This window comes from Duganella sacchari, from assembly GCF_900143065.1.
Classification (GTDB): domain Bacteria; phylum Pseudomonadota; class Gammaproteobacteria; order Burkholderiales; family Burkholderiaceae_D; genus Rugamonas; species Rugamonas sacchari.
Genome location: NZ_FRCX01000005.1, coordinates 324,881 through 350,223 on the forward strand (window position 1 = coordinate 324,881; position 25,343 = coordinate 350,223).

At 61.2% G+C, this 25,343-nt stretch carries 24 protein-coding genes; 11 read left to right on the forward strand and 13 right to left on the reverse strand.

The annotated features are described in order from the left end of the window. The 3 genes from deoC to xapA are packed head-to-tail and all read right to left on the reverse strand — an operon-like array spanning position 1 to position 3,044. A complete protein-coding gene (deoC, locus tag BUA36_RS13010) occupies positions 1-963 on the reverse strand; it encodes a deoxyribose-phosphate aldolase (protein WP_072785114.1) in 963 nt (320 codons plus the stop codon). After that, entirely contained in the window at positions 960-2,153 is a 1,194-nt protein-coding gene (locus BUA36_RS13015; RefSeq protein ID WP_072785116.1) for a phosphopentomutase, read from the reverse strand. The genes deoC and BUA36_RS13015 overlap by 4 nt, the downstream gene beginning before the upstream one ends. 51 nt (positions 2,154-2,204) lie before the next feature. Next, positions 2,205-3,044, reverse strand: coding sequence for a xanthosine phosphorylase (gene xapA, locus BUA36_RS13020; RefSeq protein WP_072785118.1), 840 nt, complete (start codon positions 3,042-3,044; stop codon positions 2,205-2,207). 214 nt (positions 3,045-3,258) lie between these two features. Here xapA and BUA36_RS13025 point away from each other — a divergent pair, with 214 nt between their 5' ends. From BUA36_RS13025 to BUA36_RS13035, 3 genes are read left to right on the forward strand one after another with little or no spacing between them, the layout of a single operon-like run. Beyond that, positions 3,259-4,401, forward strand: coding sequence for a carbohydrate kinase (locus tag BUA36_RS13025; protein ID WP_072785486.1), 1,143 nt, complete (start codon positions 3,259-3,261; stop codon positions 4,399-4,401). A gap of 4 nt (positions 4,402-4,405) precedes the next feature. After that, positions 4,406-5,320 carry a pseudouridine-5'-phosphate glycosidase gene (locus tag BUA36_RS13030; protein WP_072785120.1) on the forward strand — a complete coding sequence of 305 codons (915 nt, stop codon included), beginning with the start codon at positions 4,406-4,408 and terminating at the stop codon, positions 5,318-5,320. Between the two features lie 20 nt (positions 5,321-5,340). Further along, the gene (locus tag BUA36_RS13035; RefSeq protein WP_072785122.1) at positions 5,341-6,249 is read left to right on the forward strand and encodes a LysR family transcriptional regulator; all 909 of its coding nucleotides are present in this window, start codon (positions 5,341-5,343) and stop codon (positions 6,247-6,249) included. A 5-nt stretch (positions 6,250-6,254) separates the two neighbouring features. Here BUA36_RS13035 and pcp read toward each other — a convergent pair whose 3' ends face one another. The 4 genes from pcp to BUA36_RS13055 all read right to left on the reverse strand — a co-directional run bounded on the left by pcp (position 6,255) and on the right by BUA36_RS13055 (position 10,983). Next, entirely contained in the window at positions 6,255-6,905 is a 651-nt protein-coding gene (gene pcp, locus BUA36_RS13040) for a pyroglutamyl-peptidase I (protein ID WP_072785124.1), read from the reverse strand. A 37-nt stretch (positions 6,906-6,942) separates the two neighbouring features. Next, positions 6,943-7,899, reverse strand: a complete 957-nt coding sequence (locus tag BUA36_RS13045) for a DUF979 domain-containing protein (RefSeq protein ID WP_072785126.1) — start codon at positions 7,897-7,899, stop codon at positions 6,943-6,945. Then, the gene (locus BUA36_RS13050; RefSeq protein ID WP_072785128.1) at positions 7,896-8,582 is read right to left on the reverse strand and encodes a DUF969 domain-containing protein; all 687 of its coding nucleotides are present in this window, start codon (positions 8,580-8,582) and stop codon (positions 7,896-7,898) included. The genes BUA36_RS13045 and BUA36_RS13050 overlap by 4 nt, the downstream gene beginning before the upstream one ends. A gap of 67 nt (positions 8,583-8,649) precedes the next feature. Next, on the reverse strand, positions 8,650-10,983 hold the full coding sequence (locus tag BUA36_RS13055; protein ID WP_084560136.1) for a TonB-dependent receptor: 2,334 nt from the start codon (positions 10,981-10,983) through the stop codon (positions 8,650-8,652). A gap of 398 nt (positions 10,984-11,381) precedes the next feature. Here BUA36_RS13055 and tal point away from each other — a divergent pair, with 398 nt between their 5' ends. The 5 genes from tal to BUA36_RS13080 all read left to right on the forward strand — a co-directional run bounded on the left by tal (position 11,382) and on the right by BUA36_RS13080 (position 17,215). Continuing rightward, positions 11,382-12,461, forward strand: a complete 1,080-nt coding sequence (gene tal / locus BUA36_RS13060; protein ID WP_084560137.1) for a transaldolase — start codon at positions 11,382-11,384, stop codon at positions 12,459-12,461. 88 nt (positions 12,462-12,549) lie between these two features. Continuing rightward, the gene (locus BUA36_RS13065; protein WP_072785130.1) at positions 12,550-13,545 is read left to right on the forward strand and encodes a BMP family lipoprotein; all 996 of its coding nucleotides are present in this window, start codon (positions 12,550-12,552) and stop codon (positions 13,543-13,545) included. Positions 13,546-13,633: 88 nt separating this feature from the next. Next, positions 13,634-15,163: an ABC transporter ATP-binding protein gene (locus BUA36_RS13070; RefSeq protein WP_072785131.1), complete on the forward strand. Its 1,530-nt coding sequence runs from the start codon at positions 13,634-13,636 to the stop codon at positions 15,161-15,163. Beyond that, positions 15,160-16,236 carry an ABC transporter permease gene (locus BUA36_RS13075; protein ID WP_072785133.1) on the forward strand — a complete coding sequence of 359 codons (1,077 nt, stop codon included), beginning with the start codon at positions 15,160-15,162 and terminating at the stop codon, positions 16,234-16,236. The genes BUA36_RS13070 and BUA36_RS13075 overlap by 4 nt, the downstream gene beginning before the upstream one ends. Before the next feature lie 7 nt (positions 16,237-16,243). After that, positions 16,244-17,215: an ABC transporter permease gene (locus BUA36_RS13080; protein WP_072785135.1), complete on the forward strand. Its 972-nt coding sequence runs from the start codon at positions 16,244-16,246 to the stop codon at positions 17,213-17,215. Between the two features lie 46 nt (positions 17,216-17,261). Here BUA36_RS13080 and BUA36_RS13085 read toward each other — a convergent pair whose 3' ends face one another. From BUA36_RS13085 to BUA36_RS13110, 6 genes are all read right to left on the reverse strand, one after another. Beyond that, on the reverse strand, positions 17,262-17,783 hold the full coding sequence (locus BUA36_RS13085) for a cysteine hydrolase family protein (RefSeq protein WP_072785137.1): 522 nt from the start codon (positions 17,781-17,783) through the stop codon (positions 17,262-17,264). 12 nt (positions 17,784-17,795) lie between these two features. Further along, positions 17,796-18,212, reverse strand: a complete 417-nt coding sequence (locus BUA36_RS13090; RefSeq protein WP_371851443.1) for a c-type cytochrome — start codon at positions 18,210-18,212, stop codon at positions 17,796-17,798. A 2-nt stretch (positions 18,213-18,214) separates the two neighbouring features. Continuing rightward, a complete protein-coding gene (locus BUA36_RS13095) occupies positions 18,215-18,646 on the reverse strand; it encodes a hypothetical protein (RefSeq protein ID WP_139260531.1) in 432 nt (143 codons plus the stop codon). Positions 18,647-18,655: 9 nt separating this feature from the next. Further along, the gene (locus tag BUA36_RS13100) at positions 18,656-19,249 is read right to left on the reverse strand and encodes a hypothetical protein (RefSeq protein ID WP_072785142.1); all 594 of its coding nucleotides are present in this window, start codon (positions 19,247-19,249) and stop codon (positions 18,656-18,658) included. Between the two features lie 114 nt (positions 19,250-19,363). Then, positions 19,364-21,352 carry a methyl-accepting chemotaxis protein gene (locus BUA36_RS13105; protein WP_084560138.1) on the reverse strand — a complete coding sequence of 663 codons (1,989 nt, stop codon included), beginning with the start codon at positions 21,350-21,352 and terminating at the stop codon, positions 19,364-19,366. Between the two features lie 18 nt (positions 21,353-21,370). Continuing rightward, positions 21,371-22,147, reverse strand: a complete 777-nt coding sequence (locus BUA36_RS13110) for a TorF family putative porin (RefSeq protein WP_072785144.1) — start codon at positions 22,145-22,147, stop codon at positions 21,371-21,373. A gap of 215 nt (positions 22,148-22,362) precedes the next feature. Here BUA36_RS13110 and BUA36_RS13115 point away from each other — a divergent pair, with 215 nt between their 5' ends. The 3 genes from BUA36_RS13115 to BUA36_RS13125 all read left to right on the forward strand — a co-directional run bounded on the left by BUA36_RS13115 (position 22,363) and on the right by BUA36_RS13125 (position 25,341). After that, positions 22,363-23,271, forward strand: a complete 909-nt coding sequence (locus tag BUA36_RS13115; RefSeq protein ID WP_072785146.1) for a transporter substrate-binding domain-containing protein — start codon at positions 22,363-22,365, stop codon at positions 23,269-23,271. A gap of 150 nt (positions 23,272-23,421) precedes the next feature. Beyond that, positions 23,422-24,024, forward strand: coding sequence for a hypothetical protein (locus BUA36_RS13120; RefSeq protein WP_139260533.1), 603 nt, complete (start codon positions 23,422-23,424; stop codon positions 24,022-24,024). A gap of 15 nt (positions 24,025-24,039) precedes the next feature. Further along, entirely contained in the window at positions 24,040-25,341 is a 1,302-nt protein-coding gene (locus BUA36_RS13125) for an HlyD family secretion protein (RefSeq protein ID WP_072785150.1), read from the forward strand. Positions 25,342-25,343 lie beyond the last annotated feature (2 nt).

Consider the following 25,343-nt stretch of genomic DNA (forward strand, 5'->3'; position numbering starts at 1 on the left):
TTAAGGTTGCGCGTGGCGGTGAGCGGCCGAGTAGTTACCGGTCACATAGTGCTCCAGTTGGCGCTCGATGTCGGTCAGCAGGCTGGAGGCGCCGATGCGGAACAGATGCGGTTCCAGCCATTCATTGCCCAATTCTTCCTTCATCAGGGTCAGGTACTGCAGCGCGGCCTTGGCCGTACCGACGCCGCCCGCTGGCTTGTAGCCGATCTTGAAGCCGGTCTGCTCGTGGTACTCGCGAATCGCGCGCACCATGGTCAGCGACACGGGAATCGTGGCGTTGACTGGCTCTTTACCGGTCGAAGTCTTGATGAAGTCTGCACCAGCCATCATGCACACCCACGATGCCTTGGCGACGTTTTCCAGCGTGACCAGCTCACCGGTCGCCAGAATCGCTTTGACATGCGCTTCGCCGCAGGCTTTGCGGTAAGCCAGCATCTCGTCGTACAGCGCTTGCCAGTTACCGGTCAACACGTGCTGACGGGTGATGACGATGTCGATTTCAGAAGCGCCGGCAGCGACCGACAGTTCGATCTCGCGCACCTTGGTTTCCATGCTGGTCAGGCCAGCCGGGAAGCCGGTCGACACCGCAGCGATCGGCAGGCGGCCTTGCAGCACATCCACCGCCGGCTTGATCATCTCGTGGTACACGCAGACAGCGCCGGTGGCCAGCCTGGTGTCCTGCAGGCCCAGTGCCTCGACCAGGTCGGCGCGCAGCGGACGCAGCGCCTTGCGGCACAGGCGCTCAACGCGGCCTGGGGTATCGTCGCCGGACAGCGTGGTCAGGTCGATCAGGCTGATCGCCTTGACCAGCCAGGCGGCCTGGTATTCCTTCTTCACCGTGCGGCGGTTCGCCAGGCTGGCGGCGCGGCGGTCGGCGGCGGACTTGTTGACGTGGATGTGATTGATCCAGCCCAGGTCCAGCGGGACTGCTTCGTTGCGCTTGAAGTCAGTAATGATGCTCATAGCAGATTGCTTCCGTTCGAGAGTGGTTTGACGCCGAGGTGATGGGCCAGGGTCTGGCCGATATCGGAGAAGGATTCGGAAATGCCCAGCGACTGCGCTTTCACCTTCGGACCGAAGAAGATCATCGGGATGTGTTCACGCGTGTGGTCGGAGCCTGGCCAGGTCGGGTCGCAGCCATGGTCGGCGGTGATCACGACCAGGTCATCCTCTTGCAGCTTGGCGATGAATTCCGGCAGGCGCGCATCCATCTCGTGCAGCGCATTCGAATAACCGTTGACGTCGCGGCGGTGGCCGAAGGCCTGGTCGAAGTCGACGAAGTTGACGAAGGTCAGCGACTTGTCGCCTGCTTCATCCGCCACTTTCAGCAGCGCGTCAAACAGCGCCATATTGTCCTTGCCCTTCACCACGCGCGATACGCCTTGCGTGGCGAAGATGTCGCTGATCTTGCCCAGCGCGATCACTTCGCCGCCATCGTTCTTCACGTGGTCCAGCAACGTCGGCGCCGGTGGCGCTACGGCGTAGTCGTGACGGTTGGTGGTGCGGGTGTAGTTGCCGTTCGCGCCCAGGAATGGACGCGCAATCACACGGCCGATGTTGTACGGCTCGACCAGTTTGAAAGCGATCTCGCACACTTCATACAGGCGCTCCAGGCCAAACGATTCTTCATGCGCCGCGATCTGCAGCACCGAGTCGGCCGAGGTGTAGATAATCGGCTTGCCGGTGGCGACATGCTCGTCACCGTGCTTGTTGATGATTTCCGTACCCGATGCGTGGCAGTCGCCCAGGAAGCCCGGCACGCCGGTCAGCTCCTGCAGCTTGGCAGTCAGCTCGGCCGGGAACGATGGTACGGTTTTCGGGAAGTAGCCCCAGTCGAATTCCACTGGCACGCCAGCGATTTCCCAGTGGCCGGACTGCGTGTCCTTGCCGGTCGAACGTTCACGCGCGGCGCCGTAGGCACCGGTGAAGCCTTCGCGCTGGGTGAAGCCGGTGGCCCACTCGCCGCTGGCCAGATGGGCGGCGGCGGTCAGGCCCAGGTTTTCCATGGTCGGCAGCGACATCGGCTTGCCGCTTTTGGCGACCTGCTCGGCGATGTGGCCGAAGGTGTTGGCGCCAGCGTCGTTGTACTTGGCCGCGTCAGGCGTAGCGCCCAGACCAAACGAATCGAGCAACAGGATAAATGCGCGTTTCATAATCAACTCCTAAAAAGCAAAGGGGCGGACTAGCCGCCCCTGTTCGGTTCCTTAAGCCTGCGGCGTTTTTGCCACGTTTGCCAGGAAGCCCAGGATCACTTCAATCAGCGACGTCGCTGCGACCGCTGCATATTTCAGCGTCTGGTCATGCGACAGCGGGAACGGCGACAGGCCTTCGGCCAGATTGGTGATCGCCGACACGCCCACCACTTTCAGACCGCAGTGACGGGCCGATACCACTTCCGGCACCACCGACATGCCTACCACATCGGCGCCCAGCGTCTTGAACGCGCGGATTTCCGCAGGCGTTTCAAAGTTAGGACCGGCGTAAGCGATGTACACGCCGTCATGCAGCGTTACGCTTTTCTCTTTCGCCGAGGTGTGCAGCAGCGCGCGCAGGTCGGCGTCGTAGGCATTGGCCATGCTGAAGAAGCGTGGACCGAAGCGCTCATCGTTAGGACCCATCATCGGGGTGCCCGGCAGGAAGTTGATATGGTCGGTCAGCGCCACCAGCGAACCAGCGTCCACTTCGGTGCGCAGCGAGCCAGCCGCATTGGTCACGAACAGCATCTCGGCGCCCAGCAGCTTCATGGTGCGTACGGCGCTGGTCATCACGCCCAGGCCGTAGCCTTCGTAGACGTGGCCGCGGCCTTTCATGCACACCACCTGCACGCCCGACAGGGTGCCGATCACCAGCTCACCGGCGTGGCCGTGTACGGTGGAAATCGGGAAGCCTGGCAGTTCGTCGTAGCCGATGGTGATGGCATCGGTCATTTGTTCCGCCAGCACACCCAGGCCGGAACCGAGAATCATCGCGACGCGCGGCTTGAAGCCAGCTGGGAGACGGGAGCGAATGATGTCGGCTGCCTGGAATGGGGAATTATTAGACATGGGTATCCTCTGGTTTTTTGGTATGGCTGGGGAAGCTGACACTATGCATCATCGTCCATATGTATGGCAAATACCATTTTTCTTAGCCATTTATATTAAATAAATATGAATGAGGAGTATTATAAACCAAGGCAAACTTAGACGTGGACGTGCCGTTGACTCATTTCAGACAAATGTTTACCATGATGGACAAATGTTTTATGAGGCCACTACCGTGACCGACTCTTCCAAAAAAGAACAGCTCTACCAGCTGATACGCGCCAATCCTTTCATCTCCCAGCAAGACCTGGCGGTCGAGCTGCGCCTGTCGCGTTCCGCCGTGGCCGGCCATATCGCCGGCCTGATACGCGAGCGCCGCCTGCTGGGCCGCGCCTATGTGTTGCCGGACAAGCGCCCCGTCATGTGCATCGGCGCCGCCAATCTGGACCGCAAACTGCGCACCATCGCCACCATGCAGCTGGGCACCTCGAATCCCGCCACCGCCGAAGAAGTGTATGGCGGCGTGGCGCGCAACATCGCCGAGAACCTGGCCCGCCTGAACCTGCCGACCGCGCTGCTGACCGCGCTGGGCGACGATGGCGCCGGCCGCAGCCTGCAGGAACACGCCGAAAGCGCCGGCATCGACACGCGCGGCAGCCTCAAACTGCAGGACGCCGCCACCGGCACCTACACCGCCATCCTCGACGACAAGGGCGAGATGGTGGTGGCGCTGGCCGATATGGCGCTGTACGACCGCATCACGCCGGACTTCCTGCTCAGCCGCGCACCGCAGCGCGCGGCCGCCGCCATGACCGTGGCCGACCTCAATCTCCCCGCCGACAGCATCACCGTGCTCCTGGAAAGCGCACGCACTGATAACGTGCCGCTGGTGATTGTGGCCGTGTCGCAGCCGAAGATGGCGCGCCTGCCCGCACAGCTGCACGGCCTGCGCCTGCTGATCCTGAACCGCGGCGAGCTGGAAACCCGCGTCGGCCGCGCCTTGCCGACCGAGGCCGACGTCCGCGCCGCCTGCAACGAGCTGCAGGCGCAAGGCGCGCAGGATGTCATCGTCACCTGCGGCAGCCAGGGCGTCTACCACACGCGCGGCCAGGCGCTGGTATGGCTGGCCGCGCACCAGGTACACGTGGTGGACGTGACCGGCGCCGGCGATGGCTTCTCGGCGGCCGTCTGCTGGTCGCTCTACCAGGGCAGCGCCGACCTGACGCTGGCCTGCCGCCGTGGCCTGAAAGTGGCCGCGATGACGCTGGAAAGTCCAGAGACGGTGTCGCCGGTGCTGGCCGCCGACGTCCTCGACGAGATTCACGACTTTGATATGAGCCAGCCTTTTGAAACCCTGCTCTTCCCCAATAAAGGATAAAACCATGCACCAATACCTGCTGTTCTCGCCGGAAGTGGCCGCCGCCCGCGCCGCCGGCAAAGCCATCGTCGCACTGGAATCGACCATCATCTCGCACGGCATGCCGTATCCGCAAAACGTGCAGATGGCGCGTGAAGTGGAACAGATCATCCGCGACGGCGGCGCCGTGCCGGCCACCATCGCCATCATCGGCGGCAAAATCTGCGTCGGCCTGGCGGAAGAACAGCTGGAGCTGCTGGGCACCTCGCCGGATGCGATGAAGGTCAGCCGCCGCGACCTGCCTTACGTGCTGGCGCAAAATAAGCTGGGCGCCACCACCGTCGCAGCCACCATGATCTGCGCCGAGCTGGCCGGCATCCAGGTGTTCGTCACGGGCGGCATCGGCGGCGTGCACCGCGGCGCAGAAACCAGCTTCGACATCTCGGCTGACCTGCAGGAACTGGCGCAGACCTCGGTGGCCGTGGTGTGCGCCGGCGTCAAGTCCATCCTCGACATCGGCCTGACGCTGGAATACCTGGAAACCTTCGGCGTGCCCGTGGTCAGCGTCGGCCAGCGCGGCTTCCCGGCGTTCTTCACACGCGAGAGCGGCTTCAACGCCGACTTCCAGCTGGACACGGCGACCGAGCAAGCGGCCTTCATCCAGACCAAGTGGTCACTGGGCCTGAAAGGCGGCATCGTCGTCAGCAATCCGGTGCCGGCAGCGGAAGCGATGCCGAAAGAGGAAATCGACCGCATCACCGCACAGGCCTTGCAGGAAGCCGATGCACAAGGCGTCACCGGCAAGAACGTTACGCCGTTCCTGCTCAGCCGCATCAAGGCGCTGACCGAAGGCCGCAGCCTGGCAACCAATATCGCGCTGGTCAAGAACAATGCCCGCTGCGGCGCCGCACTGGCGGTGGCCATGCAATCGACGCACTGAAACACTGACGCCAAAACGCCATGTCCATCGATCTGAAACAACTAAAGTACTTCCTCGCCGTCGCAGAAGAAAAGAGTTTCAGCCGCGCTGCCGAGCGTCTGCACATTTCGCAACCGCCGCTCAGCCAGCAGATCATGAAACTGGAAAGTGAACTAGGCGTCAAACTGTTTGCGCGCACCACGCGCACCTTTGAACTGACGGTGGCCGGCAAAGCGCTCATGAGCGAAGCCTCCGAGCTGCTGGCCAAGATGCGCATGACCATCGACACCATCCGCCAGATCGACCGCGGTGAAGTGGGCCGGCTGCGCGTGGGCATCGTCGGTTCGGCCATGTGGGGGCCGATACCCAGCCTGCTGGAAGAATTCCAGAGCAAATTCCCGCGCGTGACCTGGACCCTGCACGAACTGGGGCCGACCGCGCAATATGACGCGCTGCGCGCCAAGCAGATCGACGTCGGCTTCTGGCGCGAACCCAGGCTGGATGAGGACGACCTCAAAAACGATAACCTGCGCCAGGAACTGTGCTTCCGCGAAGACGTCTGCGTGGCCATCAACGAACACCACCCGCTGGCCAAGCAGGATGCGATTGAATTGATCGATATCGCGGACGAGCCGATGCTGACGCTGGCCCTGGACAAGTCGTCCTTCCCGCGCTACCTGATCCAGTGCTGTGTGAATGCCGGCTTCCAGCCGACCATTTTCCAGGAAGCGTCCGAGCCGCAAACCCTGCTGGCCATGGTGGGCGCGGGCCTGGGCGTGACGCTGATCCCGGAAACCACCAGCCGCATCGGCTGGCCGGGCGTGGTGTTCCTGCCGATCCGCAGCAATCCGCCGTCGGCAAATCTGTATATCACCTACACCACGCAGGACGATGCGCCGGTGGTGCGGGCCTTCCTCAACATCCTGAATCCGCCCGCCCGCGCCGACTGATCTGACTAGTGTGTCAGACCGCCCGCTTCGCGCATATCGACCGTATGCGCCAGCGTGGTACGCACGGCGATGCGCAAGCCTTCGACCACATCTTCCAGCTTCATGCTGGCCGAGCCGGGATGTTTGGCGGCCTGCTGCGGCAGGTAGGGAATATGAATGAAACCGGCGCGCATGGTGGTGCCCCACTCGTGGGCCTGATGCATCAGGCCATAGAACACGTGGTTGCAGACAAAGGTGCCTGCCGTCTGCGACACCGAGGCCGGCAGGCCCGCTTCGCGCAGCTCGTGCACGATGGCCTTGATCGGCAAGGTGGAAAAGTAGGCCACCGGACCACCGTTCACAATCGGCTGGTCGACCAGTTGGCGCTGCTGGTTGTCGGCAATCGGCGCGTCATCGATGTTGATGGCCACGCGTTCCACCGACATGTCGACCCGGCCGCCGGCCTGGCCGACCGCAATCACAATACTTGGCTGCAGTTCTTCCACCGCCTGATGCACAACCTTGAGGGCATGGCCAAACACGCATGGCAGCTTGCGCGCATGGACCACGAATTCACCTTCATGCCAGCCATCGAGCTGACGTACTGCTTCCCACGACGGGTTAATAGTCTCGTTGTTAAACGGTTCAAAGCCGGTTAACAATATTATCTTTTTCATCTCGACAGCTCCGGTGATGCTTAAGTGCGGAAGCGTCTCACATATTCATCAAAAAATAAAGCAGCGCGATATTGACTACCAATAGTGGCAATGCAGTCGCCACCTGTATCTTCACGACGGCATTCTTGTCCGGCAGTTCCAGCAGCGCAGCGGGCACGATGTTGAAATTGGCCGCCATCGGCGTCATGAGTGTGCCGCAATAAGCACTGAACATGCCGATTGCCGCCATCACCGCCGGATTGGCGTGATACATGCCGACCAGCACCGGGATGCCGACACCACCCGCAATCACCGGGAAGGCGGCAAAGCCATTACCCATGATGACCGTGAACAGCGCCATGCCGATGCAGTACACCGCCACCGCCACCAGCCTTATGTCCATATTGATGTAGGACGTGACCACATGCGCCACCGCCTTGCCCATGCCGGCCTCGGTAAACAGCAGACCGAGTACCGCCAGCATATGCGGCAGCACCACCGCCCAGCCCAGGTGATCGATCAGCCGGCGCGATTCGCGCATCGCCTGCATCGGCGTGGAGCGTGTGAGCCAGCATGCGGTGGCCACCGCGAACAGCGAGCCGCAGCCCAGGCTGACCAGAGTCAGGTTCTTGGGATCGAGCAGGAACAAATCGCCCAGCTTGACGTCCTTGAACAGCGTGGAACCGATGACCGTGGTCACGGGAATCAGCAGCGCCGGGATCAGCAACTTGTGGCCCAGGCGCTGTGCGCTGCTGCGGCGTTCTTCCACGCTACGGTCGCCATAGCTGCCCAGGGTGACGCCGCCGAAACCGGCGATCAAACCCATTGCCACCATCAGCAGGCCCGATGCCACGGGCGGCAACTGGTCGCCGGCCAGGTAGATCACCGCGTACAAGGCCCAGAACAGGGCGCTGCTGTAGCGCTTGGGATTGTGCGGGTCGCGCAGCGCCATCCACGCCACCATCAGCAGCATCGCACCCAGCACGTAGAAGAAGTAATCGAGCTTGATGATCATGCGGCGCTCCGGGCGATGTGTTTATCCAGACGGTACAGCCGCCACGAGTGAATGATGAAGGCGGAGATCGCCGTCGGTATGCCCCACAAGGCCATGTGCAGCGGATCGACTTCCAGCCCTTCGCCGCGCAGGATGGTTTGCATCAGCACGATGGCGCCAAAGGCCACGAACACGTCTTCGCCAAAGAACAGGCCGACGTTGTCGGTGGCTGCGGACATGGCGCGGATGCGGTAGCGCATTTCGATGGACAGGTTGGGATAGCGCACTTCGGCGGCGCCCTCCGCCATCGGCGCAATCAGCGGGCGCACCATGTTCGGATGGCCGCCGATGCTGGTCAGGCCGAAAGCGGCAGCCAGTTCGCGGATCGCCAGGTAGACGATCAACAGGCGGCCGGTGGTGGCCGACTTGATGCGCGCAATCGACGCCTGCGCATGCTCCTTCAGTCCATGCCGCTCCAGCAGGCCGATCGCCGCAATCGGCAGCAGCAGGATGATGGGCAGATTGCGTGTTTTGATGAAGGCGGTGCCGAGTGAGGCCAGCAGATGCTCCATCGGCATCGCGGCGGCAATCCCGGTGACAAAAAAGGCGGCAAGCACCACCAGCACAGGATGGGCGCGCAGCGCGAAGCCCAGGACGATAACGGCGACGCCTAGCAGCGGCCACAGGTTGATGGTGTGTTGCACTTGCTGTCTCCAATGTAAAAATCCCCGCACTCCTTCCGGATGTGCGGGGACTCTGGCTTACGCTATCTTAGAAGTTGACCTTGAAGGTCGCACCCCAGGTGCGTGGCTCATTCAACATACCGGTCAGGTTATCGAACTCAATTGCGCTGAGCAGGACGATCTTGTTGGTGATGTTGCGGCCAAAGCCAGCCACTTCATACTTGCCGTCGCCCCATTTGTAACCGATACGCACGCCACCTTCGGTGAGCGGTTTGGCGGTGTACTCGGTAGCGGTGTACAGGAAGAAGTTGTAACTGCTGCGGTAGCTCCAGTCGGTCATCGCATACAGCTCGCCATTGCCTACTTCGGTGCTGTACTTGAGCGAGAAGTTGGCCTGGTGGCGCGGTGCGCGCGGCAGGTCGTTACCATCGATCAGCGAGTAGCCAGGGTAGCCAGGCGCCGGGGTATTCGTCGGCGTGCAGCCCAGGCCAGCATTGTTGGCGACGTTACCGCAGTAAGCCACGCGCACATTCTTGTCCTTGATCTCCGTATCGTTGAAGCTGTAGCCCAGCGAGCCGCTGAAGCCATAGCCCAGGTTCGCTTGCAGATCCAGCTCGATACCCTGGCCAGTGACCTTGTCGGCGTTGATCAGACGGTTCATGTTGATGGTGCCGCTGCCTGCGGTCAGCTGCTTGTCCTTGACGCGGTACTGGAAGACCGCCGCACTCAGACGCGCACGCTTGTCAAACAGGTCTTGCTTGATACCGGCTTCAAACGACAAGGCCTTCTCGGCACCTGCCATCGACGGCACATCGCTGAGGCCATTCAGGCGGCCTTGCATCGATGGCGCGCGATAGCCGGTAGCAGCGCGGGCAAACAGGTTGGTGTTTTTGTCCAGCTCATAGGTACCGCTCAGATCCCAGCTGACATTGTGCGAGGTGCTGCTCAGGTTATATGGCAGGGTGATCAGCGTGTTGCTGGCGTCATAGTCGGTACGCGACGCGAAGAAGTCCTTCTTGTCCGAGGTATAGCGCAGGCCGCCGCGCACTTTCAGCTTGTCGGTCACGGTGTAGTTCAGCGAGCCGAATGCCGCCCACGATTTCGCCTTTTGGTTTTGCAGCGCAAACGGGATGTTCTGTGGATTGCCTGGCGCCAGCGAATTGAAGCTGATACTGTCAATCTCGATCGCTTCGTTGAAGTAGAACAGGCCACCGATCCATTGCAGCGGGCCGCTGTAATTCGACTCGGCGCGGAACTCTTGCGTGAACTGTTTGTGGTTAGGCAGCAGGTCGGCCGTCTCGACCGGGAATGGAATGCGGCCAGGACCCGATGGTGGCGCAAAGACGGCGCCATAGCCGCCGTCGACGTCGGCACGGCTGTCAAACTTCAGCTTTTCGTAGCCGGTGATCGAGTGCAGCGTGATGTCGTTGAGGTTGTACTTCAGGCGGATGCTGCCGCCCTTGGTGTTCAGGCGCTGGTAATTGACGCCATCGGTCGGATACGAACCATAGTCAAAGCCGTCAACGATATCGTTGGTGCCCTGCTTGATGATGTTGGCGCGGAACAGCGTGGCGCTGCCGTGGTAGTCGCGTTCGTGGTAGTTGAACAGGGCGCTGAAGTCCTTGTTCGGCTGTACCAGCGCTTGCAGGCGGAAGGCATTGTCGCCGTAGCCTTCAAAGTCCTGGGTCCCCTTGTTCGGCGTAGGGTTGGTATTGTGCACGCGGTTATCGCGGTGCTGGCTGGTGCCGGAGAAACGCACTGCCACGGTGTCGCTGATCGGGAAGTTATACGCACCCTCAACATTCTTGGCCGAGTAGTTGCCCACGCCCAGCAGCAAATAGCCTTCCTGCTTGAACACTGGCTTGGCCGAGTCGAACTTGATCACGCCGGCTGGCGAGTTACGGCCGAACAGCGTGCCCTGTGGACCGCGCAGCACCTCGACCTGGTCGACGTCAAATACCGGGAAGCCCTTGAGCATGGCGTTTTCCTGGACGATATCGTCCATCACATAGCCCACTGGCTGCGATGCGTTCAGGTCAAAGTCGGTATTGCCCAGACCGCGGATGTAGAAACGCGGGAAAGCACGGCCGTAGTCCGATTCAATGTTCAGCGAAGGCGAGCGGCCGGACAGCACACGGATATCGCCCGCGCCCGACGTCAGCGCATCCAGCTTGTCGCCTTTGATGGTGGCGATGGACATGGGTACGTCCTTGATGTTTTCCGCGCGGCGCTGTGCGGTCACGATCACGGTTTCCAGCTGGTTCTTGTTGGCGGCTGGTTCAGCGGCGGCCGGGGTGTCCTGCGCCTCAGCGGCGGCGGCGACTGCGGCGGCTTCTGCGGCCATGGCCGAATGCAGCGGGAAAGCGCTGGCGACAGCTAGTGCGATCAGCGACCGCACTGCGAAACTGCTTTGCTTGCTCATATGTCCTGCTCCCTTGATATTGTGTAGATCAAAATTGCTTTTTAGTTATTAAATGTGTATCGAATATGAACAATTTGCGTATATCGATATACAAATTACCAAACATGCTAGCACGGAAAAAAACGCTTCCAATCCCCCTTTTGCAGGCAAATGATTCATATTTGTTTTGTATAAATAAGCAAGAAAAAACGAATTTGTCGTACATATCGGCACTGGGGCATAGTAGTGGACTGCCTTTAACACCGGGCAGACAGCCACTTTCTCTATGAAAGAGAGATGGCAGCAAGGAACCGCCAACGCCTGACTTTTTTTCCAAACGGACAAAAAAGCAACAATACAAAAATATTTAATTCGGCGGCCTTTGTTGTTGCAGTGCGACATTATTCTTGGAACGGTAGATGAACAACACCTTGGAACACAGCTTGAGCCGCGTTCGCGCGGTCGGCAATCTGGGACAACAAATCTGGCTCGACAACCTGAGCCGCCACCTGCTCGCTTCCGGCCAACTGGCCGGGCTCATCGCCCAGGATGGCGTACAAGGCCTGACCTCAAACCCGGCCATCTTTTACCAGGCGATCCAGAACGATCCCGCCTACCAGGCCGCCCTGCCCCTGCTGCGCACGGCGCATGCGACGCCGGAAGCGCGCTTTGAAGGCCTGGTGATTCCGGATGTGCAACGCGCCTGCGACCTGTTCGCGCCCACCTACGAAAAAAGCCACGGCCGCGCCGGCTTCGTGAGCTTTGAAGTGGCGCCGCGCCTGGCGCACGACGCCGAGGGCACGGTGGCCGACGCCAAGCGCCTGTGGGCGCTGATCGGCCGTCCCAACGCCATGATCAAGATTCCGGCCACGCCGGCCGGCATCGCCGCGCTGGAAGAAGTGATTTACGCCGGCATCAACGTCAACATGACGCTGATTTTCAGCGCCAGCCAGATCCAGGCCGTGCGCGCCGCCCACCGCCGTGGCCTGGCACGCCGCCTGCAGGACAAGTTATCGGTACAGCGCATTGTCAGTGTGGCAAGTGTCTTCATCAGCCGCATCGACGTCGCGGTGGACGCCCTGCTGCCGCCCGGCGACGCCTTGCGCGGCAAGGCCGCCATCGCCGCCGCCCGCATCGCCTACGCCGACTGGAAGAATGACAGCGGTTTCGGCGTCTTTGCCGCCTTTGGCGCCACGCCGCAGTGGCTGCTGTGGGCCAGCACCGCTACCAAGACCGCGGCCGAACGCGATGTGCGCTATGTCGAAGGCCTGATTGGCCCCGACACCATCAATACCGTGCCGGACGCCACCCTGGCTGCATTCCGCGACCATGGCGAGGCTGAAACCAGCTTAAGCACGGAGGTCCAGGCCGAGCGCGCCGTACTGGCGCAACTGGCCCATCAAGGCATCGATCTGGAGACGATCGGCAAGCAATTGCTGGATGCCGGGCTGCTGCAATTCGAGCAAGCTTTTAGCAAGTTGCTAGCGCTTACCGAGTGAAATCAGGGGTTTAGAGGAATTTAACGGCACGGAATTACATGTTTCGGCCAATAAAAATATACAATATCGATCTTCCAGGAGCCTATTCATGAAACTTTCACAACTTAGTTTGACGGTTGCAGCACTGTTTATCGCTGCCAGCGCGTCCGCGGCTGACCCAAAACTGGGCATCGTGTATGACGCGGGCGGCAAGTTCGACAAGTCGTTTAACCAGTCCGCTTTTGAAGGCGCCACGCGCTTCAAGAAGGAAACCAATATCAATTTCATCGAGGTGCAAGCCTCCAGCGATACCCAGGCTGAACAGGTGCTGCGCGGCCTCGCCCGCAAGAACCTGGACCTGATCGCCTCGATCGGCTTCGCCCAGCAGGCTGCCGTGCAGAAGGTCGCCAAGGAATTCCCGAAAGTCCGCTTTGTGCTGATCGACGGCGTGGCGCAGGGCGCCAACGTCAACTCGATCACCTTTAAGGAAGAAGAAGGTTCGTACCTGGTGGGCGTGGCTGCGGCCCTGGCCTCCAAGTCGAAAAAGATCGGCTTCATCGGCGGTGTCGACATCCCGCTGATCCGCACCTTCTCGTGCGGCTACGCGCAGGGCGCCAAGGCCGTCAACCCGAAAGTGGAAGTGACTTCCAACATGGTCGGCACCACCTCCGACTCGTGGAACAATCCGGCCAAGGGCGGTGAACTGGCCCGTTCGCAATTCGACCGCGGCGTGGACGTGGTGTTTGCCGTGGCCGGCGGTTCGGGCCTGGGCACGCTGCAGACCGCCAAGGAAAAAGGCAAGCTGGCGATCGGTGTCGACTCCAACCAGAATCACCTGTACCCAGGCAGCGTGCTGACCTCGATGGTCAAGCGCGTCGACAACGCCGTGTACGACTCCTTCATGCAAATGAAGGCAGGCACCTGGAAGGCCGGCGTCACCGCCAAAGGCCTGAAAGAAGGCGGCGTCGACTGGGCGCTGGACGAGAACAACCGCAAGCTGATCACGCCGGAAATCGAAAAGCGTGTGACGGGTGCGCGTAAGGATATTATCGATGGCAAGGTCAAGGTCATCGATATCCGTTCGGGTACTGCCTGCCCGGTCTAACATCTGTTTGAACACGAAACGCGCCGCCGGGGCTTTTCCCCCGTGCGGCGCGTTTAACATTTTAATTAACTGCACCGAAAACGATCCTATGCAGCCAGCAGTAGAATTTCGCGGCATCTCCAAGCATTTCGGAGCTGTAAAAGCGAACACGGACGTCAGCTTCTCCATTGCCAAGGGTTCCATCCATGGCCTGGTGGGCGAGAACGGCGCCGGCAAATCGACCCTGATGAGCATCCTGTACGGATACTACCGCGCCGACGGCGGGGAGATCCTGCTCGATGGCCAGGCGCGCCGCATCCACAACAGCCAGGAGGCGATTGCCCTCGGCATCGGCATGGTGCACCAGCACTTCATGCTGGTCGAGAACATGACCGTGCTCGATAACGTCATGCTGGGCAGCGAAGGCGGTTTCAAACTCAACGCCAAGCGCGCCAAGGTGGAAGCGGAACTGCGCGAGATCTGCAAGCGCTACCGCCTGGACGTCGATCCGCTGGCCACCATCCATGATCTGTCGGTGGGCGCGCAGCAGCGCGTGGAGATCCTCAAGCAGATCTACCGCAGCGCCAACATCCTGATCCTGGACGAGCCGACTGCGGTGCTGACTGCACAGGAAACCGAATCGCTGTTCGAGATCCTGCGCCTGTTCAAGGAACAGGGCAAGACCATCATCCTGATCACGCACAAGCTGCAAGAGATCCTCGACATCACCGACACCGTCACCGTGATGCGCGGCGGCCGCGTGATCGGCGCCGTGCCGACCGCCGGCACCACCAAGGAAGACCTGGCCAATATGATGGTCGGCCGTCCGATTGAAAACAACCTGCCGCGCAAACCATACAACCCGGGCGCACCGGTGCTGGAAGTGGACCAGCTGCAGCTGCTGGACGATCAGGGCGTCAAGCTGCTGGCCGACATCGGCTTCACGCTGCGCGCCGGCGAGATCGTCGCGATTGCCGGCGTGTCCGGCAACGGCCAGAGTGAACTCATGGAGATCCTGTCGGGCATGCGCCTGCCAACCTCCGGCAAGCTGAATTTCCTCAACAAGGCCCTGCCCTTCGCCGGCCGCTCGGATGCCGATGGCCTGCCGCGCACCTTCCGCGAACTGGGCATCGCCCACGTGCCGGAAGACCGCTTGCGCGATGGCGTGATCAAGGCCTTCTCGGTCATGCACAACACCATCTTCGGCTACCAGGACAAGCTGAAAAATCGCTGGGGCCTGCTGGACTTCAAGGCCATCGCGGCGCGCTGCGCGGAGCTGATGAAGAACTTTGACGTGCGTCCGAACAACCACGACCTGCGTATCGGCCTGCTGTCCGGCGGTAACCAGCAGAAGGTGGTGATCGCGCGCGAAGTGCTGGCGCAGCCCAAGCTGATGCTGGTCGGCCAGCCGACGCGCGGCGTCGACATCGGCACCATCGAAAGCATCCACACCCAGCTGCTCAAGCTGCGTGATGAAGGCGTGGCCATCCTGCTGGTCTCCGTGGAGCTGGAAGAAGTGCGCGCGCTGGCGGACCGTATCCTGGTCATGTGCGGCGGCCGTATCACCGGCGAACTGAAAATTGAAGAATTCGACACCACCCGCATCGGCCTGCTGATGGGGGGCATGCATAAATCATGAATAAAGACCTGCCACGCTGGGCCACTGCGTTTGTCATGCCCGTACTGAACCTGCTGTCCGCCATGCTGGTGACGGCACTGGTGATCCATCTGCTGGGCGAAAGCCCGACCGAATCGCTGGCCATCCTGGTCAACAGCGCCGTCGTCAATCCGGAAGGCCTGAGCTACACGCTGTTCTATGCCTCGACCTTTATCTTCACCGGCCTGGCGGTTTCGATCGCCATGCAGGCCGGCCTGTTCAACATCGGCGCCGAAGGCCAGATGTATGTGGGCGGCCTGGGTCTGGCCTGGGCCATGCTGGCGTTCGACCACACGCTGCCGGCCTGGATCCTGATCCCGGTCGGCATCCTGGGCGCGGCGCTGTTTGGCGCGCTGTGGTCCTTCCTGCCCGGTTTCCTGCAGGCGAAGCGCGGCAGCCACGTGGTGGTGACCACCATCATGTTCAACTTCATCGCCTCGCAGCTCATGAACTTCGTGATCGTGAAATACATGATCCCGGACGGCGAGCAGAACCCTGCCAGCCGCGCGTTTGCCGCCGCTGCCGAAATGCCGCGCCTGAACCAGTGGTTCCCCATCCTCGGCGAGACGCCATTCAACATCAGCTTCTTCCTGGCGATTATCGCGCTGGTGATTTACGGTGTGGTGGTGTCGCGTTCCGCGTGGGGCTTCAAGCTGCGCGCGACCGGCCTCAATCCGCATGCGGCGCACTACGCCGGCATCCGCATCAGCAAAATGATCATCATTGTCATGCTGATTTCGGGTGCACTGGCCGGCCTGGGCGCGGTCAATTCCATCATGGGTTCGACCCACTACCTGTCGCTCAACTTCGTTGGTGGCGCAGGCTTCATCGGCATTGCGATTGCGCTCATGGGACGCCAGCATCCGGTCGGCATCTTCCTGTCGGCCGTGCTGTTTGGCGCGCTGACGCAAGGCGGCTTTGACCTGTCGCTGGAAAAGCAGAACATCCCGCCAGAGATGGTGATTCTGGTGCAGGGCGTAATCATCCTGTTCTGCGGCGCGATGGAAAATATGTACGGCCCGGCCATCGCCAAAATGCTCAAACTGAAGAAGTGAGGACGATATGACTTTTGATGACCTGCATATCGGCAGTATCCTGGTATCGACCGTGCGCAATGCGCCGGTGCTGATTTTCGCCGGCATGGCCGGCCTGTTCGCCGAACGTTCGGGCGTGATCGACATTGGCCTGGAAGGCAAGATCCTGGCGTCGGCCTTCGTCTCGGCCGCCGTCGCCTTCACCACCCAGAACCCATGGTACGGCGTGATGGCCGGCATGCTGGTGTCGGTGCTGCTGGCAACGCTGCAGGCGTATGTCGCCATCTCGCAAAAGGGCAATCAGCTGGTGGCCGGTATCGCCATCAACATCGCCATGAGCGGCCTGACCTTCGTGGTGGCGCAATACATCTTCCAGCAAGGCGGGCGTACGCCGGACCTGGGCTCGGCGCGCCTGTTCGACGTGGTGCTGCCCGGTTCTGCGGCCGTGGAGAATATCCCCTTCCTCGGCTGGCTGTACGCGCATCTGATCGGCGGCCATTCGGTGCTGGTGTATGTGGCCTTCCTGCTGGTGCCGCTGGTGCACTGGGTGGTCTACCACAGCCGCTTCGGCCTGCGCCTGCGCGCCTGCGGCGAGAACCCGCATGCCGCCGATGCCGCCGGCGTCAGCGTGGAACGCCAGCGTTACTTCGCCATGCTGATCGCGGGCGCATTGTGCTCGCTGTCGGGCGCCTACCTGTCGATCGTGCAAAGTGGCTTCTTCCTGCGCGACATGTCGGCCGGTGCAGGCTACCTGGCGCTGACCGCCATGGTGTTCGGTAACTGGCGCCCGCTGTACACCTTCCTGGGCTGTTTGATGTTCGGCTTCTTCGGCGCCGTGCAGATCCAGATCGAAGGCGTGGAACTGCCCGTGGTTGGCCGCCTGCCGGGCGCGCTGATCCAGATGGTACCGTACGTGCTGACCGTGATCGTACTGGCGGGCCTGATGGCCAAGTCGGTGGCGCCAAAAGCGCTGGGTACGCCGTTCGTCAAGTCCCGCTAAAGCCTCTTCCTGCAGGACAGCAGGCCGGTGGCCTGCTGTCTGTCTCCTAAAAAACGATCTCTTCGCTGTTCAGCAACTGGATGCCGCCGAAATTGCGCCAGGTCGCATTATGGTGTTCGATAATGCTGGCCGCGTTGAGGTGCGCGCGGTCGCGCGTGGTGTGGGCATCCATCGCCAGCGTGACCGGATAACCGCTGCTGGCGGCGTGCCGTACATTCGTATCCACACAAAACTCGGTCGCGAAGCCGCAGATCACCAGGCGCTGGATCCCCTGCTCGTTCAGGAACGCTTTTAAGCCAGTGTTGAAAAAGCCGTCGCACTGGTTTTTAGGGCTGACAAAGTCGCCTGCCTGCGGCGCAATCGCTTCCGGAAACGCCCAGCCTTTGCCGTTCAAGGCCCATTCGGTGCCAGCTTCATCGTGCTGGATGTAGATAATCTGCGTACCGCTGGCGCGTGCTTTTGCGATCAGCTTGCGGATTCGTTCCATCACCACGTCGGCCTGATAGCCCGCTGGCGATTCGGTAAAGACTGCATTTTGAAAATCAATGACCATCAGCGCAGCGCGCATACACACTCCTAGCTAAAATTTTTTCATATACGACAGCAGATCGGCGAGCTGCTGTTCATCCTTGATTCCCCAGAAGCGCATACTGGTTCCCGGTACCACATCATGCGGCGCCCGCAGGAAGGCTGCCAGCGTCTTCTCATCCCACACCAGTCCGGACTTTTTCATCGCCTCCGAATATTTATAGTCCCTGGTCGATGCGGAGCGGCGGCCAACGATGGCGTTCAACTGCGGCCCGTAACCCGCACTCGCATACGGTCCTACCGCATGACAGGAAGCACAACGCTGGAACAGCGCCGCACCATTCTTTGGATCACCGGCGGCAGCGGCCTGCCCGGCCAAAAACAGCGTCAACAAAAAATAAGCGCGCATAAAAAAACCCGGAGCCATATCGGGCAAGGCGGCAAGCGCGCCTTGCCCGAACCGGTCCAACCTTATTCAGTGGCGAAGTAAGCACACTCCACCGCATTGACAGACACCGGCGAGGATAAGCTAAGCACTGCCGGCTCAACTTCGCGCGCGTGACCAAGCATGTGCGCCGAAATGTACAGCGTATGGTCGAGGATTCTGCCTTTGAAATGATTGGATGCTTTGGTAAAAGCCGCGGCACGCACCAGATAATGCAATTGGCCAGGCACCGCCGCCATCCCCATCAGCGCCGGATCGACTTCTTTCAGCTTGGCCTCGCCTAATATGCGCTCGGCATTCACCAACTGTTCACCCGTAAGCTGCACCACGCGATCAGCGGCGACGGACGGCGCAACCGGCTGGATGGCCTTCCCGGAACATAGTGCCTCCGCCGACATGGCGGAACCAGCCACGCCAACCAGGGCCAACGCCAGGACGCTACTTATCAAATTTCCCATAGAGAATTTTCAGTAAATTTGCATACCGGAATAGTTATCGAAGAACATGCAGTCTGCGGAGTCCATCGCTTCAACCCGCGGGCCACCGCCACCGCCGCCACCGCCGCCGATGATCTGGATACCCGCGTTGCCACCGCAGTAATTATCATACAAGGCGGCCGCCTCGTTCGCATTCATATGGTCGCCATAGGTCCCCATCAGGCCAGGCTGGTTGACAACGCCTGCGCTACCTTCGGTATAGCTATCTTTCAACCCGATATTGTGGGTCAGTTCATGCGCAACGGTGTAATTATCGGAAGACGGGTAAAGGTAGACATTATTCCCGCCAACTTCAGCATAGGCGCGCGGCGCAGCATCGTTGGTCGCCACGCCGTTGTGGAACACCGTGCCGCCCGCGCCATTGACCAGCGCCACATTGACTGAGATATCTCTGCCGTCTGCTGTATGATAATTTCCATCCACAAATTGTTTTGTTGAATTTATGATAGTGCTCGAATCGACAGCGCTCTCATTTTTGAATGGCAGAATGATGGTGATCTCACTCGAATTACCATTGGTCGTGCAGACACCGGTCAGATTGGGATTGGTTACGACAGCAGTCATGTTCTTCTCAAAAAGTTAAAGGAAATGCACACATTGTAAAATGTGCAATGATGCAATCCTAGCATCAACAATCGCTTTTTGTGAAGTTGTTTTATAGCAACAAACTGACACCGCTCAGCGCAAACGCAGCCGATCCTGTGGCGCGGCGGCAGCGCGGGCCGGCATAGCGGCGGCGCCACGATCCAGCTTGAACACGCTGACCGCCTGCGCCAGCGTCGCCGCCTGCTCTTTCAGACTTTCCGCCGCAGCTGCAGCCTGCTCCACCAGCGCCGCGTTCTGCTGGGTCACGCCATCCATCTCGGTGATGGCCTGGTTGACCTGCGTAATGCCCTGGCTCTGCTCCGCCGTGGCGACCGTGATTTCACTCATGATCTCCGTTACGCGGCGCACGCTGGCCACCACTTCATCCATGGTGCTGCCGGCTTCGTCCACCAGGCGGCTGCCATCGGCCACCTTGCCGACCGAGTCATCGATCAGCACCTTGATCTCCTTGGCCGCAGCGGCACTGCGCTGCGCCAGGCTGCGCACTTCCGACGCCACCACCGCAAAGCCGCGCCCCTGCTCGCCAGCGCGCGCTGCCTCCACCGCCGCATTCAGGGCCAGGATATTGGTCTGGAAAGCGATGCCATCGATGACGCTGATGATATCGACGATCTTGCTGGACGACTCATTGATCGACGCCATCGTGGCCACCACCTGCGCCACCACCGCACCGCTGCGCTGCGCCACTGCGGACGCCGAATCTGCCAGCTGATTGGCCTGGCGCGCATTGTCGGCATTTTCCTTGACGGTGCTGGTCAGCTCCTCCACCGAGGCCGCCGTCTCTTCCAGCGCGCTGGCCTGCTGCTCGGTGCGCGCGGACAGGTCGCTGTTCCCGTGCGAGATCTCGGAACTGCCACGCTCCACATTCTCGGCACTGGCGCTGACCTGCAACAGCACGTCATGGATATTGCCGACGAACTGATTGAAGCCGGTGCCGATCACCGCCAGCTCGTCGTTGCCGCTCACTTCCAGCTTCACGCTCAGGTCCGCATCGCCGCCGGCCAGCGCCGTCATGCGTTCACCGAGTTTGCGCAGCGGCTCGGTCAGGCGAAACACCACGGTAATCAGGATAAACGCCGTCGCCACCGCGCACACCAGCGAGACTATCAGCGTGTACATCAGCAGTTCGCGCGCCGGCGCGGTCGCTACACGTTTCGGGAAGGTCAGCTGCACCGACCACGGCGCCGTCTCGGCGTGGATGAACAACGGCTGCAGCAGGTGCACCGTCCCCTGGTCATCCTCGTATTCATAGGTCTGTCCCTGGCGTATGCGTTCCAGCGCCGCTGGCGGCAGGTCATCCGCTTTCTTGCCCAGCTTTTCCGCCACCGGATGGCTGGCATACAGGCCGCCACTCGAGATCAGTGTCAGCTTGCCGCCTTCGATGACTTTCAGCTCAGCGAGAATCTTGCCCAGGCGGGTCAGCATGAAGTCCGCGCTGGCCGTGCCTTTGAACTGGCCGCCTATCATGATCGGCGACACCAGCGACGCCATCAGCGTCGGCTTGCCATCTACCGGATAGATATACGGCTCGGTGAAGAACACCTTGCCGCTGCGCTTGGGGATGTCATACCAGTCGTTGGCGCCAGGCGCGCTGTCAAACACGATCGGCTCCACGTGCGGCGTACCGCTCGGGGTGCGCGTCCAATACGGCATGAAGCGCCCGCTCGCATCGTACAGCGGCAGCTTGCCGGCAAACTCGGCGTCCTTGCCATCCAGCGCGTTCGGCTCCCAGGTGACGGCGGCGCCGATCAGGTCATCCGATCCCGCCAGCGTCGCCTTGACCATCTCGTTGATCTGGTCGCGCGCCAGTGCCTGATTGGCGCCGCGCGTGCTGCGCATGGCCGCCGACAGGTTGATCACCGCCGACAGATTGGTGGCGATACGCGCTTGCAGCGTCCCGGCCACTTCGCGCGCCGAGGTCCGCGCCAGATTCATCGCCGCCGCCTCCGCACTGGCGCTGCTGCGTATGCCGGTGACGGTGGCCGTGACCGCCAGACTGAGGACCACCAGCGCGGTGGCCGCCGCGCAGATTTTGCCATTCAAGGAAAGTGAAATCGCCATAAATAATCGCTGTAAGAATCAGAAGGATCTGGTCAGCGCCAGCACCAGCGTGCCCTGCGCGGGATTGGAGGTTTCGATCACGCCGGCAGAATTGGGAATGCCCAGCGTGTAGTTGTCATAGGCGTTGGTCAGTGCATGCGCCCTGGTGTAGGCGGCCGACACCGTCCACCCAGGCGCCACCAGCTTGCTGAAACCCACCTTGTAATCGCGCCAGTTCCACATGCTGTTGTGGGCCACGCGGCCATGGCCGAAGTGCAGATTGAGCGTCCAGCCATTGCCCAGGTCCGGATTGGCGCCGATGTCCAGATAGCCGGTGCCGCGCGCGTTCTCGATGCCGAAGAATTCCGGCGTCACCGTGTAGTTGTATTTGGCGTAGGCGAACTTGTAGGTCAGGCCCAGCGCCACTTCGCCGTAGTTATAGGTGGTGTGGCTGGCGTTGTATTCGGCGCCCGGATAGAGGTAGTGGTAGTAGCCGACGCTGTAGCCCACATCGCCGACAGTGGCGCCGTAATTGCCATACACGTCCCATTCAACGGTGCCGTTTTCAACGAAGCGATTGCTGACCGTGGACAGCCAGGTGCCGGCCGAAAATCCGTTCGGGGCGGCGTAATCGAAACCGCCTTGCAGTGCGGGCTTGCCCCAGGTCTGGCGGAAGCCGCGCGATATGTACTGCGACGCCAGCGTGACGTTCGCGGTGAACGGTGATATTTCCGGCGCGGGCGCGGTCTGCGCGCGCGCCGGCAGCGCGCCACCATACAGCATGGCCAATATGCATGCACTCAATGCGTACCTCATGACACCTCTCCTAACTTGGCATTGCTGATCTGATTAAGAACACAATACGAACGGCAGGGTCGGGGCCGCTAACGCGTTTTTAATTACTTGCACTTAGGATAGACATTGTGGAATGCCAAAGTCAACCGAACGAGCCATCGCTGCCACGTAGCGTTGTTTAGCCGCACCGGCAGCATGGCTTGCTTGACGCCATACACACATGGCACACTGCTGGCATGAACCTGTCTGGATATCGAAAAAGCGCGGTGCGCCACCTGTTGTTAGCAGCACTTTGCCTGTCCAGCGCCGCGCCGGCGGCGACCATGCGCGTGGTCTATCCGCTGACCAGCGCCGACGACGCCGACAGCCGCTATGAATATGACTGGGCGGTGCTGCGCGTGGCGCTGCAAAAGACTGAAACGCGCTACGGCCCGTTTGAACTGCATCAATCCACGCACCCCATGTCCTCCCAGCGCGTTGCCCTGGAACTGCTGATGCCGGGCGGCCGCATCAACGTGTTTGCCCGCGCCACCTCGCCAGAGCTGGAACAGCGGTATCTGCCGGTGCGCCTGCCGATCGACAAAGGCTTGCTGGGCTACCGCATGTTCCTGGTCCGCGACAGCGACCTGCCACGCTTTGCTGCGGTGCGTACGCTGGATGACTTGCGCAAGCTCAGCGTAGGCCAGGGCAAGGACTGGATCGACGTGCCCATCCTGCGCCATGGCGGATTCAGCGTGGTGGAAGGCAGCACCTATTCCGGCCTGTTCGGCATGCTGAGCGCGGGCCGCTTTGATTTTTTTTCGCGCGGCATCGACGAAGCCCAGCGCGAATACCGGGAGCGCCGCAGTACCCAGCCGCACATGGTGATTGAGCCCACCCTGCTGCTGCAATATCCACTGCCGGTGTATTTCTTCCTGCGGCGCGATGCCGAAGGCAGGCTGCTGGCACAGCGGATTGCCGCCGGCATGGAAATCATGATCAGGGATGGCTCGCTGCAGGCCCTGTTCCAGCAGTACAAGGGCGCCAGCATCAAGGCTGGCCAGCTGCAGAAACGGCGCGTCCTGCAACTGCGCAACCCCCACCTGCCCCCCGCCACCCCGCTCTCCCGTAGCGAACTCTGGTTCGATCCGCACACCGGCAACTGAAGCGGACCACTGCCCTCTTCTCATCTATACAACATTCCTGAAATTACTATTTCAGTAATGTTTACATTTTTTATATCCTTACTTACAATTCAAAAATTGCAACGTTTTGGATATTAAAACTGAAACTATATGATGAATCGTACACTCTCAATGTCTGTAATCTCGTTGTCTCTTGCCTGCACCGCAATAACTGGCTGCGGCGGCGGCGATGCCAGCAATCCCAGCGTCCAGGCGCCGGCTGCGATCCGCCTGGCAGCCCAGCCAATACCACTTCAGTCCGGCATGTCCTACGGCACCTCGTTCTGGGCCGAAGGTTCCAGCGCCACCGGCGGCAGCGGCACCCCGGTGGCCGATGTCAATTGCCTCGTCAACGAGGACTATCACATCCATACCCACCTGACGATTCTGCGCGACGGCCGCGTGCTGGCGATCCCTGGCCACATCGGCCTCAAAGGCTGCGCCTATGAACTGCACACCCATGACCTGAGCGGCGTGATTCACGTTGAAACCGCCAGCTACCGCAAATTCACGCTGGGCCAGTTCTTTGCGGTATGGGGCCAGCCGCTGGGGCGCGACAACGTGGCGCACCTGACCGGCCAGCCGGTGGTGGTCTACCTCAACGATGGCACCGGGCTCACCGAATACACGGGAGACCTGCAAAGCCTGGAACTCAAGGGCCACCGCGAGATCACCATCGTGGTCGGCAGCGCACCGGCCGAGATTCCTTCCTACACCTGGCCAGACAGCCTGTAAGTCAGGGAGGCCCCCATGAGTGACGCCACCGCGCCAGAAGTTGCCAAGCACACGCTGAAAGACCTCTTCCGCGCGGAAGCGCTGCAAGAGGCCCGCAATCCCGCCGGCACGCCGGTCACGCCGCTGGGCGTCAGCGGCTGGATCCTGACGGCCTTCCTGGTCGTCCTGCTGGCGGCTGCTTTGGTGTTCCTGTTTACCGCCCGCTACGCCAGGAAGGAAACCGTGTTCGGCCAGATCACGCCCATCGAAGGGTCGTTCCGGATCACGCCCCAATATACCGGGTTGGCCGAGAAAGTACTGGTGCATGAAGGCCAGCATGTCAAAGCTGGCGACGAATTGCTGGTGGTGTCGTCCGACCCGCTGCTGCAAAACGGCGCGTCGCTGGCGGCCGGCCTGAAACTGATCCAGGCCACCCAGCGGCGCACCCAGTCGCAGCAGGAAAGCACCCGGGTGGAACAGGTCCAGCGCCAGATCGAAGAGTTACGCACCCGTCAGAGCGGCATCAAGTCCGATTTGCAGCGGCTGCGCGATGCCCGCGTGCTGCTGGAAAAACGCGAAGCGCTGCAGGAGAAAAACCTCAAGGCGCACCGTGCGCTGGCCGAGCAGGGCATGGTGTCGGAAGCCTATATCCGCCAGCAGGAAGATACCCTGCTGGGCATACAGCAGCAGGTACAGCAGTCGCAGCGCGAGTATGAATCGCAATCGAGCCGGCTGGCGGAAATCGCGCCGCAGATCGGCCGCCTGATTGCCGACGCCGCGCTGGCACGCCTCAATAGCACCAGCAGCCAGGCCGACATGCAGGAAAAGGAGCTCAATTCGGAGGCCCAGCTGGGCCGCCATCTGCAAGCGCCCATCGACGGCGTGATCACCGCACTGCAAGCGCGCCCCGGTGCGCCCGTCACCGCCAATCAGACCCTGGCCGTGATCGTCCCGGAAACGGCGATTGTCGGCGACAATGCGCAGCTGGAAGTGGAGCTGTGGGCGCCGTCGCGCGCAGTGGGCTTCGTCCGGCCCGGCGCCCGCGTGCGCATCATGTACGACGCCTTCCCCTACCAGACCTTCGGTGTCGGCGAAGGCCGGGTGCGGGACGTCTCCGGCACGCCCGTGCTGCCGACTGATTTGCCGATCCCGCTGGATACCCGCGAGCAGCTGTTCCGCATCCGCGTGGTACTGAATTCCACGTCACTGATGGCGTATGGCAAAGCATGGCCCGTCTTTCCCGGCATGCGCCTGTCGGCCGACCTGATACTGGAAGAAGAGTCGCTGATCGACTGGCTGCTGGAACCACTGCGTGCCGCCCGCAAACGCGCCATCTAGGA

Bases quoted from the DNA above. Each gene is read 5' to 3' on its own strand.
- BUA36_RS13125 (WP_072785150.1), top strand. From the start codon at position 24,040: ATGAGTGACGCCACCGCGCCAGAAGTTGCCAAGCACACGCTGAAAGAC.
- xapA (WP_072785118.1), bottom strand. From the start codon at position 3,044: ATGTCTAATAATTCCCCATTCCAGGCAGCCGACATCATTCGCTCCCGT.
- BUA36_RS13070 (WP_072785131.1), top strand. From the start codon at position 13,634: ATGCAGCCAGCAGTAGAATTTCGCGGCATCTCCAAGCATTTCGGAGCT.
- BUA36_RS13095 (WP_139260531.1), bottom strand. From the start codon at position 18,646: ATGGGAAATTTGATAAGTAGCGTCCTGGCGTTGGCCCTGGTTGGCGTG.
- BUA36_RS13065 (WP_072785130.1), top strand. From the start codon at position 12,550: ATGAAACTTTCACAACTTAGTTTGACGGTTGCAGCACTGTTTATCGCT.
- BUA36_RS13030 (WP_072785120.1), top strand. From the start codon at position 4,406: ATGCACCAATACCTGCTGTTCTCGCCGGAAGTGGCCGCCGCCCGCGCC.
- BUA36_RS13105 (WP_084560138.1), bottom strand. From the start codon at position 21,352: ATGGCGATTTCACTTTCCTTGAATGGCAAAATCTGCGCGGCGGCCACC.
- BUA36_RS13100 (WP_072785142.1), bottom strand. From the start codon at position 19,249: ATGACTGCTGTCGTAACCAATCCCAATCTGACCGGTGTCTGCACGACC.
- BUA36_RS13080 (WP_072785135.1), top strand. From the start codon at position 16,244: ATGACTTTTGATGACCTGCATATCGGCAGTATCCTGGTATCGACCGTG.
- BUA36_RS13055 (WP_084560136.1), bottom strand. From the start codon at position 10,983: ATGAGCAAGCAAAGCAGTTTCGCAGTGCGGTCGCTGATCGCACTAGCT.
- BUA36_RS13015 (WP_072785116.1), bottom strand. From the start codon at position 2,153: ATGAAACGCGCATTTATCCTGTTGCTCGATTCGTTTGGTCTGGGCGCT.
- BUA36_RS13035 (WP_072785122.1), top strand. From the start codon at position 5,341: ATGTCCATCGATCTGAAACAACTAAAGTACTTCCTCGCCGTCGCAGAA.
- BUA36_RS13120 (WP_139260533.1), top strand. From the start codon at position 23,422: ATGTCTGTAATCTCGTTGTCTCTTGCCTGCACCGCAATAACTGGCTGC.
- BUA36_RS13045 (WP_072785126.1), bottom strand. From the start codon at position 7,899: ATGATCATCAAGCTCGATTACTTCTTCTACGTGCTGGGTGCGATGCTG.
- BUA36_RS13110 (WP_072785144.1), bottom strand. From the start codon at position 22,147: ATGAGGTACGCATTGAGTGCATGCATATTGGCCATGCTGTATGGTGGC.
- BUA36_RS13075 (WP_072785133.1), top strand. From the start codon at position 15,160: ATGAATAAAGACCTGCCACGCTGGGCCACTGCGTTTGTCATGCCCGTA.
- deoC (WP_072785114.1), bottom strand. From the start codon at position 963: ATGAGCATCATTACTGACTTCAAGCGCAACGAAGCAGTCCCGCTGGAC.
- BUA36_RS13085 (WP_072785137.1), bottom strand. From the start codon at position 17,783: ATGCGCGCTGCGCTGATGGTCATTGATTTTCAAAATGCAGTCTTTACC.
- tal (WP_084560137.1), top strand. From the start codon at position 11,382: ATGAACAACACCTTGGAACACAGCTTGAGCCGCGTTCGCGCGGTCGGC.
- BUA36_RS13115 (WP_072785146.1), top strand. From the start codon at position 22,363: ATGAACCTGTCTGGATATCGAAAAAGCGCGGTGCGCCACCTGTTGTTA.
- pcp (WP_072785124.1), bottom strand. From the start codon at position 6,905: ATGAAAAAGATAATATTGTTAACCGGCTTTGAACCGTTTAACAACGAG.